This window comes from Rhizobium sp. IBUN (assembly GCF_000510625.1).
GTDB classification, from domain to species: Bacteria; Pseudomonadota; Alphaproteobacteria; order Rhizobiales; family Rhizobiaceae; genus Rhizobium; species Rhizobium altiplani.
Window position 1 is genome coordinate 332,131 of record NZ_AZNV01000002.1, and the last position, 14,352, is coordinate 346,482.

14 protein-coding genes are annotated in these 14,352 nt (G+C 61.2%); all 14 read right to left on the reverse strand.

The features are described from left to right. Window positions 1–3 precede the first annotated feature (3 nt). The 14 genes from RHIBUN_RS0103675 to RHIBUN_RS0103740 all read right to left on the reverse strand — a co-directional run bounded on the left by RHIBUN_RS0103675 (window position 4) and on the right by RHIBUN_RS0103740 (window position 14,296). Window positions 4–219, reverse strand: a complete 216-nt coding sequence (locus RHIBUN_RS0103675) for a hypothetical protein (RefSeq protein ID WP_025658498.1) — start codon at window positions 217–219, stop codon at window positions 4–6. Continuing rightward, entirely contained in the window at window positions 216–1,169 is a 954-nt protein-coding gene (locus tag RHIBUN_RS0103680; RefSeq protein ID WP_025658499.1) for a carbohydrate ABC transporter permease, read from the reverse strand. The genes RHIBUN_RS0103675 and RHIBUN_RS0103680 overlap by 4 nt, the downstream gene beginning before the upstream one ends. Next, window positions 1,166–2,134, reverse strand: a complete 969-nt coding sequence (locus RHIBUN_RS0103685; RefSeq protein ID WP_025658500.1) for a sugar ABC transporter permease — start codon at window positions 2,132–2,134, stop codon at window positions 1,166–1,168. Before RHIBUN_RS0103685 ends, RHIBUN_RS0103680 begins: the two co-directional genes overlap by 4 nt. Window positions 2,135–2,235: 101 nt before the next feature. Continuing rightward, entirely contained in the window at window positions 2,236–3,561 is a 1,326-nt protein-coding gene (locus RHIBUN_RS0103690) for an ABC transporter substrate-binding protein (RefSeq protein ID WP_018855614.1), read from the reverse strand. Between the two features lie 349 nt (window positions 3,562–3,910). After that, entirely contained in the window at window positions 3,911–5,740 is a 1,830-nt protein-coding gene (gene atzF / locus RHIBUN_RS0103695; RefSeq protein ID WP_025658501.1) for an allophanate hydrolase, read from the reverse strand. Next, the gene (locus tag RHIBUN_RS0103700; RefSeq protein WP_025658502.1) at window positions 5,737–6,090 is read right to left on the reverse strand and encodes a cupin domain-containing protein; all 354 of its coding nucleotides are present in this window, start codon (window positions 6,088–6,090) and stop codon (window positions 5,737–5,739) included. The genes atzF and RHIBUN_RS0103700 overlap by 4 nt, the downstream gene beginning before the upstream one ends. Beyond that, window positions 6,083–6,751: an isochorismatase family cysteine hydrolase gene (locus RHIBUN_RS0103705; protein ID WP_025658503.1), complete on the reverse strand. Its 669-nt coding sequence runs from the start codon at window positions 6,749–6,751 to the stop codon at window positions 6,083–6,085. The genes RHIBUN_RS0103700 and RHIBUN_RS0103705 overlap by 8 nt, the downstream gene beginning before the upstream one ends. Further along, window positions 6,751–8,301, reverse strand: coding sequence for an ABC transporter ATP-binding protein (locus tag RHIBUN_RS0103710; protein WP_025658504.1), 1,551 nt, complete (start codon window positions 8,299–8,301; stop codon window positions 6,751–6,753). Before RHIBUN_RS0103710 ends, RHIBUN_RS0103705 begins: the two co-directional genes overlap by 1 nt. Further along, entirely contained in the window at window positions 8,298–9,359 is a 1,062-nt protein-coding gene (locus RHIBUN_RS0103715) for a ring-opening amidohydrolase (protein WP_025658505.1), read from the reverse strand. The genes RHIBUN_RS0103710 and RHIBUN_RS0103715 overlap by 4 nt, the downstream gene beginning before the upstream one ends. Then, window positions 9,359–10,060 carry an isochorismatase family cysteine hydrolase gene (locus tag RHIBUN_RS0103720; RefSeq protein WP_025658506.1) on the reverse strand — a complete coding sequence of 234 codons (702 nt, stop codon included), beginning with the start codon at window positions 10,058–10,060 and terminating at the stop codon, window positions 9,359–9,361. The genes RHIBUN_RS0103715 and RHIBUN_RS0103720 overlap by 1 nt, the downstream gene beginning before the upstream one ends. A gap of 9 nt (window positions 10,061–10,069) precedes the next feature. Next, on the reverse strand, window positions 10,070–11,086 hold the full coding sequence (locus tag RHIBUN_RS0103725; protein ID WP_025658507.1) for a formamidase: 1,017 nt from the start codon (window positions 11,084–11,086) through the stop codon (window positions 10,070–10,072). 10 nt (window positions 11,087–11,096) lie between these two features. Next, a complete protein-coding gene (locus tag RHIBUN_RS0103730) occupies window positions 11,097–12,023 on the reverse strand; it encodes an ABC transporter permease (RefSeq protein ID WP_025658508.1) in 927 nt (308 codons plus the stop codon). Continuing rightward, the gene (locus RHIBUN_RS0103735) at window positions 12,023–13,153 is read right to left on the reverse strand and encodes an ABC transporter permease (protein ID WP_025658509.1); all 1,131 of its coding nucleotides are present in this window, start codon (window positions 13,151–13,153) and stop codon (window positions 12,023–12,025) included. Before RHIBUN_RS0103735 ends, RHIBUN_RS0103730 begins: the two co-directional genes overlap by 1 nt. A gap of 18 nt (window positions 13,154–13,171) precedes the next feature. Beyond that, window positions 13,172–14,296: a BMP family ABC transporter substrate-binding protein gene (locus RHIBUN_RS0103740; protein WP_025658510.1), complete on the reverse strand. Its 1,125-nt coding sequence runs from the start codon at window positions 14,294–14,296 to the stop codon at window positions 13,172–13,174. Window positions 14,297–14,352 lie beyond the last annotated feature (56 nt).

Below are 14,352 nucleotides of genomic sequence, written 5' to 3' on the forward strand. Positions count from 1 at the left end.
GGTTCACTCCGGAAACTTCGAGACGATGATGAACATGGCCGTGCCTGCGAGCAGCGTCACCAGCGAATAGGTGTAGAGCACCAACAGGAATGGCTGGAAGAGCATGAGAAAGCCGATGGCAATCAACGCGGTTGCGATGTTTTCCATTGGGCCGCGACGCAGAAAGAACGGGCGCTTCGGGTGGGATGGGCGGCGCGGTGTTTCTACGAGGTGGGTCATTTGCGGACCGCTCCGAAGGTGATGCCACGCAAGAGCTGTTTGCGCAGGAGAATGGTGAAGACGAGGATCGGGATCAGGAAGATCGTTGTTCCCGCCGCGACCGCCGGCCAGTCCTGACCGCCTTCGCCGATAATGGTCGGAATGAAGGGCGGTGCCGTCTGGGCTTCGCCCGATGTCAGCAGTGCCGCAAAGGCATACTCGTTCCAGGCAAAGATCAGACAGAAGATCGCGGTGGCGGCAATGCCGGTCGTTGCTTGCGGCAGGACGACTTTCCAGAAAGCCTGCAGCCGCGTGTAGCCGTCGATCATCGCTGCCTCCTCGTACTCCCGTGGGATCTCGTCGATGAAGCCCTTCAGGAGCCAGACTGCAAGAGAGACGTTGACCGCGGTGTAAAGCAGGATCATGCCCAGCGCCGTGTCGGAAAGGCCAAGCTCCCGGTACATGAGATAGATTGGGATGGCGACGGCGATCGGCGGCATCATGCGTGTCGACAGGATGAAGAACAACAGGTCGTCGGCAAGGGGGACCCTGAAACGCGAGAAGCCATAGGCGGCCAGCGTTCCCAATGAGACGGCCAGGAATGTCGAGCCGAAGGCAATCACCAGCGAGTTGGCAAAGCGCGGAAGGAAATTCGAGGGACCGGCGATCACCATGTTGCGCTTGCGGGTGACCTCGTCGCAGGTGCCGGTCGGCGCGGGCAGGGAGGCGATATATTCCGGCGTCTGCCGCGTCCTTGTTGTCAGGAGGTTGCAGTAGCCTTCCAGCGTCGGGGTGAAGATGATCTTCGGAGGATAGCTGATGGAGTCCGGCGGGGACTTGATGCTGGTCAGGAAGATCCAGACGAGAGGGATCATGGTGATCAGGGCGTAAAGGATCACGATGGTGCCGGCGATCCGCTTGTTGGCCCGGCTCGGTTCGACGACGGAATGGGCTGAGGTGACGGAGCTCATCGTTGCTTCACCTTGTTGAGTGCCTTGACGTAGATGTTGGCGAGGCCGAACACGGCAACGAAGAGGATAATGGCGAAGGCAGACGCCCGCCCTGTCGCCCAGCTCTCGAAGGCCGTGCGCTTCAAGGTGATCGAGGCCACTTCCGTGGTCGAACCCGGGCCGCCACCGGTCAGCAGTGTAACCATGTCGAACATCTTGAAGTTCTCGATGCCGCGGAACAGTACGGCGAGCATGATGAAAGGCAAGGCCATCGGCACCGTGATCGACCAGAATTGCCGCCAGGGGGAGGCGCGGTCGACCTCGGCTGCCTCATAGATGTAGTCCGGGATGGATCGCAGGCCCGCGAGGCAGATCAGCATGACATAAGGCGTCCACATCCAGGTATCGACAATGATGATGGCCCAAGGCGCCAGCGTGACACTGCCGAGCATCTGGATGTCGGCGGTCGGAATGCCGGTGATGAGCGAAACCGCGTAGGCAAAAAGACCAATCTGCGGCTCGTAGAGAAAGCGCCAGAAATTTCCGACAACAGCCGGAGACAGCATCATCGGTATCAGGATGAGCGTCGTCCAGAACGCGTGGCCACGAAACTTGCGGTCGATCAGATAGGCGAGCGTAAAGCCGATAACCGTCTGCAGCAGGATCGTCCAAAACACGAAATGCGCCGTCGTCTGCATGGCCTGCCAGATATCGGGGTCGTTCAGGACACGCTGGTAGTTGCTAAATCCGACGTTCAGAACAGGCGCATTCGGGCGGTTGGCACGATAGTTCGTGAACGACAGATAGATCGCCCAGATGAGCGGGAAGATGTTGATGGCGAGAAGCAGGATGATGGCCGGTGCAATGAACAACCAGGCAATCGCTCGGTCGGAAAGTCCCCGGACACGGCGTGCGACTGATATCGGCGTCGCCCTCGCTGTCGCGTCAGCTGCCTTTTCGACCATGGAGGAAGATGAAATGTTCAAGGTGTCACCTGGTCTTTGCGTATGTGAGACACGTGGCGGCCCGGCAGTCTTGGCGATCCGGGCCGCCATTCTGGCAAGAATGTTTTGCGTCCAGCCGGACACTAGATCTTGCCGTCGTCCTTGAAGACTTCGGTCCAGTCTTTCACGAGGCCATCGAGCGCCTCCTGAGCCGTGCCGTTGCCGGCCACGACATAGTTATGAACGCGCTTCTGCATGTCCTGCAGGAGGGTTGCGTAGCTCGGCTCGGCCCAGAAATCCTTGACGATCGCCATCGAGTCCAGGAATGCCTGGGCATATGGCTGGCTGGACGCAAAGTCTGGGGCGTTCACAACTGACTTCAGGCACGAGTAGCCGCCGAGCTGCCACCACTTGGCCTGCACTTCAGGCTGGGCGAACCACTTGATGTACTGCAGTGCCGCGTCTTTCTTGTCGGAGTAGGAGACGACCGAGATACCCTGTCCGCCAAGCTGGGCGAAATGTTTCTTTTCCGCCGGGTTGGGGAAGAAGCCGATCTTGTCGCCACCGACTTTCTCATCCTTGTAGAGACCCGGCCATGTGAAGGCGAAGTTCATCTGCATGGCCACCTGACCGGACTTGAAGGCGTCGGCGGATTCAACCATGTAAACGTTGGAACTGCCGGGCGGTGTGCAGCAGTCATAGAGTGCCTTGTAGAACTCCAGTCCCTTGACCGCATCGGGCGAATTGACGAAGCCTTCCATCTCGTAGGGCTTGTCTGGATTGTCGTACTGGAAGCCCCAGTCGTAGAGGACGTTGGTCACGCCCATCGTGATGCCTTCAGAGCCGCGCTCCGTATAGATCGAGGCGCCGTAGACAGTCTTGCCATCGATCTCGCGCTTCTGGAAGAACTCGGCGATCTGCTTCAGCTCGTCGTAGGTCTTTGGCGCCGCGAGATCGTGACCATACTTTGCCTTGAATTCCTTCTGCAGTTCCGGCCGCTCGAACCAGTCCTTGCGGTAGGTCCAGCCGACCACATCGCCCATGGCGGGCAGCGCCCAATAGTTCGGCGTATTCTTCGGCCATTCCGAATAGCCGACAACCGTCGCCGGCACGAAGTCATCCATCTTGATGCCTTCCTTGTCGAAGAAGTCGTTGAGCTTGACGTAATGGCCGTTTTCAGCCGAGCCACCGATCCACTGGCTGTCGCCGATGATCAGGTCACAGAGCTTGCCATGGGAGTTCAGTTCATTGAGGAAGCGGTCTGCATAGCTCGTCCACGGTACGAACTCGAACTTCATTTCAGTGCCGGTTTTGGCGGTGAAATCCTTGGAGAGCTCGACCAGTGCGTTTGCCGGATCCCATGCGGCCCAGCAGAGCGTCAATTGGTCGGCTTTGGCGAGATTGGGCAGCGCCGACGAGATGATGAACGCCGAGGCCAGCCCGAGAAGGGCTTTCGATTTCTTTTGCATAAGTTCCTCCCAGAACCAAAGGCCGGCTCCCCGCCGACCGCGCAAGTTCACCCATTTGCGAGAATGCCTACATGAACTCCTCAACTCTCATGTTTAGCAATATGTTTAGTGATAGTTATTTTTCTAAACATTGCAAGTGGCAATCGTTGTTGCTCCGCAGCAATTGCGGGGCGCCCGTGGCCACAAGATCATTGCTGCCGGTTGAACCGACCGCGGTTACCCTAGAAACGGAGCCAGAGCGCGGCCGCATTGGCGTCGTGGCAACGCAGCCGGTTATCTTGGCAGCTGGCGCTGCCGTAACAGATGGTGAGAACTCCCCGGCACTGCGATTCACAATTGCCGGGATTGATCAGCCTGCGCTTCGCGCTCTCCGGTCGGTGTCCGCCGCCACATAGTTGCGCCAGCCGCCATAGTTGGTGATGTCGGTGGCCCCTGTTATCCCTGCGGGTTCAACAAGGAAGCCTTTAGCCACAGTTCCGTCTGACAGACTGATTGAGCCGATTCCAAGCGGCGAGGGTATTGCCGCCACGAATTGCCCGAAGGCAGCGGGCGTCAAGCGCCAGACTTCCACGTCGATGCGGCCGCCTCTGCCGGCCTCGACACGGATCATCCCCGGCTTGGCGGGCACCTGGCCGGCAAGGGCATAGAGCCTGTAGGAATCCGATGTCTGCGCCTGCCGAGAGAACACGGCGTCGAGGTCGCGCAGTTGGACGTTTAGTTGCATGCCGGAGAGATGCGCACCGACGACAACGAGATCGATCATCCCATCCTCATCAATTCTCGCCGGTTTCGGAAAAGTCGGTGGCAGAGACCAGCTTGTCGCTCCCAGACTGACACCGGCTGCTTGGTGGATCTCTCGGGCAAGGGAGGCCGCCAGGCCATCCCGTCCGGACGGTGCCAACAGGGTCACGCTCGCCGGGAGGCCGTCGCCACGCTTGCCAGTCGGCACGGCGATCCCGCACATATCGAGCAGATTGACGAAATTGGTATAGGTCCCAAGCCGCGAGTTCTCGCGGATCGGTTCGGCAGCAAGGTCGGCCAGCGTATAGTGCCTCGGGGCCGTCGGCACACAGAAGAGATCGACAGAATCGATGATCGGCTGCACTGTCTGCTTCAGAGCCTGAAAGGCGTAGAGACCATTGAAGGCATCGGCTGCGCTCAGCGCCTTCGCGCCACCATAGATCTTGCGTGTGACCGGATGGAAGCTCGTTTCGTTGGCATCGAAGAAGGCCTTCACCGCGGCATAGCGTTCCGCCACCCAGGCGCCCTCGTAGAGCAGATTGGCAACCTTGTAAAAATCTCCGAACGGCACTTCGACCACGCGATGACCGAGCATCGTCAACATCGCGAGCGCGCCCTCGTACGAAGCCTCCATGCGGGCGTCGCCAAAGAACTGGCGGTCTGCCTTTGAAGGAACCCCGATGCTCAGGACCGGCGGAAGAGAACCATAGCCGGATGCGGCTACATCCTTCGAGTAAGCATCCGCCGCGTCGTAGCGCGCGGTGGTGTCGAAGACACGCCATGCATCATCGACGGTAAGGGCAAATATGGAAACACAGTCGAGCGTGCGGCAGGCCGGTATGACCCCCGCCGTCGAAAGGGCGCCGACGCTCGGCTTGAGGCCGACGATGTTGTTAAGTCCCGCAGGGATACGGCCGGAGCCGGCCGTATCCGTTCCGAGCGCGAAGCTGACGATCCCTTGGGCGGTGGCGACGGCCGAGCCGGAGCTGGAGCCACCGGGAACGAGGTTGGCGTCGATGGCGTTGCGAGGGATCGGGTAGGGCGAGCGGACGCCCACGAGGCCTGTTGCGAACTGGTCAAGGTTTGTCTTGCCGATGACGAGGGCCCCGGCCTGCTTGAGCAAGCGAACGACGGTCGCATCAACAGCCGCTACATAGGAATAGTCAGGGCAGGCAGCCGTTGTCGGCATGCCGGCGACATCGATGTTGTCCTTCACGGCAAAGGGGATGCCCCAGAGCGGCTTGGCCTCGGCATCAAACGGACCCAGCGCTTCCACTTCGGCAAGCAGCGCTTCGCGATCTGAGAGATGAAGAAAGATACCAGGATCGTTGACTTCGGCCAGGCGCGCAAACACCCGGCCAATGATCGTGTCGGGGCTTCCACCCAAAGCGTAGAATGCGTGCAGCGATGCGATGTCGAAAGCCGGTGCGCCGGTCATGCTATTTCCTCTTCCAGTATCCTTACGGGCCGATCCCATTGGATCAGCACCACGCAGCCGGTGTCACTCCAGACGGAATGCTCGGTTCCAGCCGCATTCACGACATAGCTGCCGCGCCCATAGTCGCCGGCCTCATCGGATTGTGTGCCTTCCAGGACCAGGATGGTTTCGAGCCCCTCGTGTCGATGCCGCGGCACGGAGGCTCCGGCCTCGTATTTCAAAAGGGCGACCCCCGGCTGATCGTTTTCGAAAGGGCGGATCCAGTGGATCGTAACGTCCTCACGAAATGGAGAGAAAGTTAGCTCTTTCCAGCCACCTAGCGTCAGAAGCTCGCGTGTCGTCTCAGGCATGACCAATCGCCTCCAATATGTCGTCCACATGTGAAGTCCATCCAACGATCGCGCCCTGGGCGCGGATCATGGCGATGGCGGCATCCTTGAACTCGGGAAAATAGCTCTCGGTTGCTTCTTCGGCGAGAAGGCATTCGTACCCGCGATCATTGGCTTCGCGCATGGTCGTCTGAACGCAGACCTCGGTTGTGACGCCGGCAAAGACAAGCTGGCTGATGCCCCTCGCTTTCAAGATGTCGCCGAGTTCGGTCGCGTAGAATGCGCCTTTGCCCGGCTTCTCGATCACGATTTCGCCGTCGACGGGGGCGAGCTCCGCCAGGATCGCCGTGCCAGCCTCTCCGGCAATCAAGATCCGTCCCATCGGCCCGTCATCGCCGATCCGAAGGGTTGGAGCGCCGCGGTTGCGCTTGGCGGGAGGCAGATCCGAAAGATCCGGCTTGTGGCACTCCATAGTGTGAATGACAGGCAGGCCGGCCTCGCGAAATCCCTCAATCAGCCGTTTGACGTCGGGAATGATCCTGGTGATGCGGCTGACATCGTTGCCGAGGCTTGCGCCGAAACCGCCTGGCTCGGCAAAGTCACGCTGCATGTCGATGACGATCAGTGCCAGTTGGTCGGGCCTGGCCGGAAAGGCAAAAGGTTGTGCCTTGATGTCTGGCATCAGTGATGTCCTGCCATATGCGCGCCGATGACCGAGATATCGGCAGCGCGCGCCGGGGTTTCGTAGACCAGCTTGCCGTCCGAGATGACCATGATCCGGTCGGACATCTCCAACAGTTCGTCGAGATCCTCCGACAGCAGCAGCACGGCCGCACCGGAGTTGCGCGCCCTCATGATGCGGGCGCGGATTTCCGCGACAGCTGAGAAATCGAGGCCGAAGCAAGGATTGGCGACGATCAGGAGATCGACTTCGCCGGTCAGTTCACGCGCCAGCACCGCGCGTTGCACATTGCCGCCGGAAAGGGCTGCGATCGGCGAGGCGGAGGAAGCGGTCCTGACCTTGTAATCGGTGATCAGATCCGTCGCGCGTTTCTTCATCCTGCCCTTGTTGAGCCAGATCGCATCTTTTCCGTCGTTTTTGAGATCGAATGTACGGAAGGCAAGATTTTCGCTGACCGTCATGCGGGGCGCGCAGGCATTGTGCAGGGGCTCCTCGGGAATGAAGCGCACATTGTTCCGGCGCGTCTCCGGCCGGGTCGCGCCGTAGGCGTCGCCATTGACCAGCACGCTGCCAGACTCGGTCGGCCGCTGGCCGGCCAGGATCTCCGTCAGCTCCTTCTGGCCGTTGCCCGATATGCCGGCGATACCGACGATTTCACCGGAGCGAACCGTCAGGGTCTCGATCTCAATGGTTTTCAACCCCGAGCGATCCGGTGCCTTGACCTTTTCCACCTTGAGAACAGGCTTTGCCATCTCAGACACTGGCACGCGTGTGTCGAGCTGGGCGAGCTTGACGTCGCCGATCATCATCGATGCCATCTCTGCGGCCGACAGCTGGTCGACCCCTCCGCCGCCGACCAGCTTGCCGCGCCGCAGGATCGAAACCGCGTCGGCGAACTTCGTAACCTCATGGAACTTGTGTGAGATCATCAGCACGGTCAGCTCGCCGCGATCGGTCATGCCGCGCACCAGTCCGAGCATTTCGTCCGCCTCGGCTGGCGTCAGCACGGATGTCGGTTCGTCGAGCACCAGGAAACTGCGGCCGAGATAGAGCTGCTTGACGATTTCGAGCTTCTGCTTTTCGCCAGCGGCCAGCTCGCTGACGGGGCGATCGAGCGGAATCTTGAACGGCATGTGCTCCATGAAGGCTGCAAGATCCCTGCGCTCCTTGGCCCAGTTGATCACCGCGGGCACGGCAGCCCGGCTGATGACGAGGTTTTCGGCGCCCGTCAGCGACGGCACCAGCGTGAAATGCTGGTAGACCATGCCGAGCCCATAGGTTGCCGCATCCCTGGGAGAGGTGATCGCCACTTCGCGCCCATCGACCGAGAGCGAACCCGAGGTTTGATGGTAGAAGCCCATGATGCACTTGACGAGCGTTGACTTGCCGGCGCCGTTCTCCCCGAGGAGCGCATGGAAGGTTCCGGCCGGGATATCGATCGATACGTGGTCGAGCGCCGTGAAGCTGGCAAACCGCATCGTCATGTCGAGCGTCTGGATGCCGACGGCCTTGCCAGCCTGGGGAAGAGGCGTGTCGCGTACGATACTCACTTCAGGTCTCCTTTTTCGACGATAATTGCGACCGGCCCGCCACCTGGCGGTCCCTGATGTTCGGCACCGCCCGATACGTATAAGTCGGTCATGCCGAAGACGCCGGCGAGCACGCCGCCAACAAACGCGCGGGCATGGCGTGTGCCGGCAATATCGGAATCGTTCAGCATGGTATGGCGCCTGCCACCAACGTGACCGGACGGATCCGGTTCGGCCTTGGCCAGCACGGCCGAGAGCCTTCCTTCCGCCGGCAGACGATCCCAGGCAGCGCGGACGGATCCAGTGTCTATCGCGTCCCGCATGACGGCATGGTCGATGGTGAGAGGCCCGGACCATTTTGCGCTCATGCCGAGTACAATGACCTCATGATCCAAGAGCTCGACGCCTGAAGAAGCCGAGGCGCATCGGGAATAGAGATCGAAGCGGCTACAGATTTCACTGTCGTCGATGGCGTCGATATCCACCTCGCCAAGTGCAACGGCAACGCCAAGTGCCGACGCGCCGCGTGACAGCGCCATTGATATCAGCGTATCGCGCGTCGCCGTCGTCTTGCCGGCTGATTCCGCATCGGCAATCCGCTGAGAGGTCAGCAGCGGGCATTTGATCTGTACGAAATGGACATCGGCGGTGTCCTCGATCCCGGCATCCCGGATGGCGGCTTTAACCGCCGCCGCCACCACGCGGACCTGTTCTCGCCTGCCGAGTTGTTCAGGCGGCAGGGCAGGGGTGCGCGCCACGCCGATTGCCAGAGCCCCTTCTCCGGGCTCCTCGACCTGTTTGCGCGTGAAGATGGTCCAGTGAGGCGAGAGCCCGCCTTCCGTGCCGCCGGACATGACGATTGAGACGCCTTCCACATTCTGCTCATCGAACAGCCGCTCGAAGCTGCGTGTGGCGTAGCCGCGGGTGAAGTCGTTGACGCAGCCGTTGCCCTCGGTCTTGCCAAGCACGGCGACCACGTCGGAGGCGTCAACTCGGCCGGCAAACAGGGCTTCGACACCGGAAACATCATCAGGACTGCCTGCCGGGACGCGAAAGACATGAGCACGCAAGGAGGGCATCAGGGAAGGGCCTCGATCAGGGTAGCCGCGTTGGACACAGATCCGAATACGCCGCCCTGCATCTTCACCATCTTGATAGCTGCGAGGTGGTTGCCATAGTCGGTGGCGCCGCAGCAGTCCTCGAGCAGCAGGCACTCAAAGCCGCGATCGTTGGCCTCGCGCATCGTCGTGTGAACGCAGACATCGGTGGTGATGCCTGTCAGGATGATGTTCTCGATCCGCTTCTGATTGAGGATCAACTCCAGATCCGTGGCACAGAAAGAGCCTTTGCCGGGCTTATCGATGATCGTCTCGCCCTCGATCGGTTTCAGCTCGTCTATAATATCCCAGCCCGGCTCCCCGCGAACGAGGATGCGGCCGCAAGGGCCGGCGTCGCCGATGCCAGCGTTAATACGCTGCGAGCGCCAGCGCTTGTTCGCCGGCAGGTCGGCGAGATCGGGCCGATGACCCTCCCGGGTGTGAATGATGTGATAGCCCTTGGCGCGCATGGCCGAAAGGACCCGCTTGATCGGCTCGATCGGTGCGCGCACGAGCGAAAGATCATAGCCCATATGATCGACGTAGCCTCCTTGACCGCAGAAATCCGTCTGCATGTCGATGATGACGAGCGCCGTGTTGTCCGGCCTCAGCGCGCCGTTGTAGGGCCAGGCATAGGGATCGGCATTGATGTAGTGTCCCCTGGCTTCGACCATCGCATCCATCGTCTTCTCCTATTCGCCCGCAAGTTTGAAAGTTTCGCCATAGCGCCGCGCCGGCTTGTCGAAGCCGCAGGACGTGCCGTCGACGACCTTGACCTCATCTTCCCAGGGCAACCGGTACCGGCCCGCGATGAGATCGTGCATGTAGCTGTAAGGCGCGTCCCCCGCGCCACCGGCGACGGCGACATAACCGCGATGGCCGAACTGGTAGATATTGTTCTCGACGCCCCAGCTGCGCCGCGCCTCACGCACCAGGTCAGGCCGGACCTCGGCGGTGATGATCTCGTTCGGGCGACCGGACGTGCCGTGGGCGATGATCGTGCCGTCGAAATTGCAGATCATGCCTTCGCCCATGGAGTCGAACGTGCCGTCCGAACCGCACATGCAGACGCTGGCGGTCACCATCAGATTGCAGAAGGCGTTTGACTGGTTGGTGAACTTCCAGCTGTCGCGGATCGGAGCGGTATAGCCCGCTGTCCGGATCATGATCTCCGCGCCCTTGTAGGCGCACTCCCGGGCCATCTCCGGAAACATCCCGTCATGGCAGATGATCAGTGCGAGCTTCGCGCCTTTCGGTCCCTCGATCACCGGAATGCCGAAGTTGCCAGGCTCCCAGGGCTCGACCGGCACCCATGGATGCATCTTGCGATAATGGAGTTTCAGTTCGCCTCTGTCGTCGATGACGATGCCCGAATTGTGCGGCATCCCATCCGGATTGAATTCCATGATCGAGAAACAGCCCCAGATGCGGTTTTCGCGGCAGGCTCTCTTGAAGGCAGCAACCTCCGGCCCGTCGAGTGAACACATGATCTCGGGATTGATGTCCATCGACAGGCCATGCAGCGCATACTCGGGGAAGACGACGAGATCCATGCCTGCCTGGTTGCGACGGGCCTTGCCGACGAGGTCGACGATAACCTCTGTCTGCCTTGCAAGGTCCTCCCTGGTGACCGTAACGGGTAGCTGAAGCTGGACCAGGCCGATACCGACGCCATGTTCGGATTTGTTAAGGCCGCCGAGACCATTCATGGCAGATCCCCTATTTCGTGAGCGACAATGCGCCGGGGGCACCGGCAAGCGAACGTGTTGGTGAGGACGTGGCAATGAGGATGACGAGCGTCAGCACGTAGGGAGCCGCATAGAACAGGTAGTAGCCCTGCGTGACGCCGACCGACTGCAAGGCGGGACCCAGTGCGCCCGCGCCGCCGAAGAGAAGGGCGGCCAGGAAGCAGCCGATCGGGTTCCAGCGCGCGAAGATCACCAGCGCCACCGCCATCAGGCCCTGTCCGGAAGAAATGCCTTCGTTCCAGGAGCCGGGATAGTAGAGCGAGAGATAGGCCCCGCCCAAGGCGGCGAGCGATCCGCCGACGCCGGTGGCGAGCAGCCGGACACGATCCGGATCGATCCCCATCGCCCGTGCCGCATCGGTGCTGTCGCCGACAACGCGCAATACGAGACCGACACGGGTCTTCTTGAACCCCCACCACAGGAAGAGTGCCAGCGCGCCGCCCACGATGAAGAGCACATTGATGTTCAGTGCCGCCTGAACCTGCGGAAGATTGGACCACGCACCGAGCGGGATCGACGGCAGATGCGGTGCTGCCGGCTGAATGAAGGGCTTGCCGAGAAAGAAGGCCAGTCCCAGCCCGAATTGCATCATCGCGATGCCGATCGCGATGTCGTTCACCTTCGGCCACTTGCAGATCCATCCGTGCACGAGGCCGAAGACGGTGCCGGAGCCCATGGCCGCCAGCACGCCGAGCCAGGGCGAGCCGGTCAGCACGGCGACCGCGTAGGCCGTCATCGCCCCGAAGACCAGCGTACCTTCGAGGCCAAGGTTGATGCGGCCAGAGCGTTCGGTGATGGTCTCGCCGAGGCTGACGAAGATGAAGGGTGTCGAGACGCGGATCGCGCCCGCAAAGATGGCGAGGGGTACACCCCAGATGCCGATGCCGCTCGCTTCCATCATGGGCTCCTTTTCCAGAGGTCGGGATTGAAGATCTTGAAGCGACCGTAGAAGGTCTCGCAAAAGAGGATGACGACGAATAGCGTGCCTTGCAGCACCAGGACCGTTGCGTCAGGCAAGGCCATCCGGCGCTGGATGAGGCCACCCGACGCATCGATGCCGCCAAGCAGGAAGGCGACCGGAATGATCGCCAGTGGATTGTGCCGCGCCAGGAAGGCGACGAGGATGCCGGTATAACCGTAGCCCGCCGCCAGCGAGGCATTGGCGCTGCCTTGGACGGCGGCGACCTCGATCATGCCGGCAAGACCGGCGAAGCTGCCGGCGATCGCCGTGAAGCCGACGATCAGGCGGCCGACCGGCAACCCCTGTATCTGCGCGGCGCGAACATTGCCGCCGGCGATGCGCGCCGCGAAGCCATAGCTCGTGACCTCGATCAGCACCCACGAGATGATGCAGGCGACGACGCCGATTGCGAGCCCCCAGTGCACATCCATTCCGGGTATCTTGCCGAGCATGTATTCAGCGGGCAGGGGGGTGGTGGAAGGTTTGTTAAGGCTCGCCGGATCGCGCAGTGGTCCTTCGACGAACTGGTTCATGAGGGCGATGGCGATATAGGCGAGCAGCAGCGAGGAAATGGTCTCGTTGACCCCGCGATAGTGCCGCAGGAAGCCTGCAAGACCGATCCAGATGCCGCCAACGAGCATCGCCGCCGCCGCCATCACCAGCAGAACAAGGAAGGCGGGCAGCGTTCCGACTAACGGCAATGCGGCCGCCGCCGCAGCAACGCCACCCAATACGACCGCGCCCTCGCCGCCGATGATGACGAGCCCGAGACGCGCCGGCAAGGCGACGCAAAGCGCCGTCAGGAGAATGGGGGCGGCCCGGCTGAGGCTGTTCTGGATCGAGAACCAGCTGCCGAAGCCGCCTGTGTACATCAATTGGAACAAGGTGACCGGCGATTTGCCGATCACGAGAATGAAGATGGAGAAGAGCGCCAGCCCGATCAGGATCGCGCCGCAACTGATGACGACAGGTTCTGCGCGCCGTGCGACCCACTCAAGGATGGGTCTTACTGCGGACGATCGTTGGGAAGCGATGGCTATTGCTGAGGTATTCGCCTCGACTGTCATGACGCTTCTCCCTCCGGATCAGGCCGTGGATCCGACGACGCCTTCCACGAGATACGCCATGCTCTCGAGCTCGATGGCATCTTCGGCATAGCTCTTGTCGGGCGTGACGACGACGTTGCCCTTGTTGTCCTTGATCGGCCCCTTGAAGACGGAGAACTTGCCGGTCATCATTTCGGCGAGCGTTGCGTCGAACTTCGTCCGTCCTTCGGCTGGCACGGCAGGTCCGAGCGGGCTCATCTTGACGAAGCCATCCTTGAGGCCACCGCGCACGAAATTGCCGAGCTTCTCGCCGGCCTGGGCCTTCTTGACAAAATCGGTGTAGACGTTGCCCCACGCCCATTCGGCGCCGGTCAGATATTTTTCAGGAGCAAGCGGGCTCTGGTTTGCGTGGTAGCCGCAGACGAAGGCGCCGCGACCGGCTGCCGTCTCGACAACAACCTTCGGGCTGTCGACATGGCAGGTGATAACATCCGCGCCCTGGTCGATCAGCGCGTTGGTCGCTTCGGCTTCCTTGACGGCAAGCGACCATTCGCCCGTGAAGATGACCTGGCAGGTGATCGAGGGATCGACCGAGCGTGCCCCGAGCAGGAAGGCGTTGATGTTCTGCAGCACCTGCGGAATGGGCTTGGCCGCGACAAAGCCGAGCTTCTTGCTTTTCGACGTGTAGCCAGCCGCGACCCCGTTCAGGTATTGGCCCTGGAAGATATAGCCGAAATACGAACCCGTGTTTGCAGGGTTCTTGCCCTCCTGCCAGAGGCCGCCGCAATGGCGGAACTGCACATCCGGGTACTTTGCCGCCATCGCCAGCATATGCGGGTCGAAGTAGCCGAACGACGTCGGGAAGATCAGTGCCGCGCCATCGAGGTTGATCATCGACTCCATCGTCTTCTGGACATCGACGGTTTCGGGGACATTCTCTTCTTCTACGATCGTAACGCCCGGCAGGGCCCTCAGCGCCGCCGCCCCTTCGGCATGGGCCTGGTTGTAGCCGTAGTCGTCCTTGGGGCCGACATAGATGAAGCCGACGGTGAGTGCGGTCTGGGCGAGAGCGCGGCCCGACAGCAGGCCTGGCGTCAAGGCGAGTGCTCCGGCGGCGGAAACCTGCAGGAAGTGGCGGCGGTTCATGGAAAGGAGTTTGGTCATCGGAATGCTCCTTGCGGCCAGGGCCGGTTCGAAAAAAAACGTTGCAGAAAAGTGTA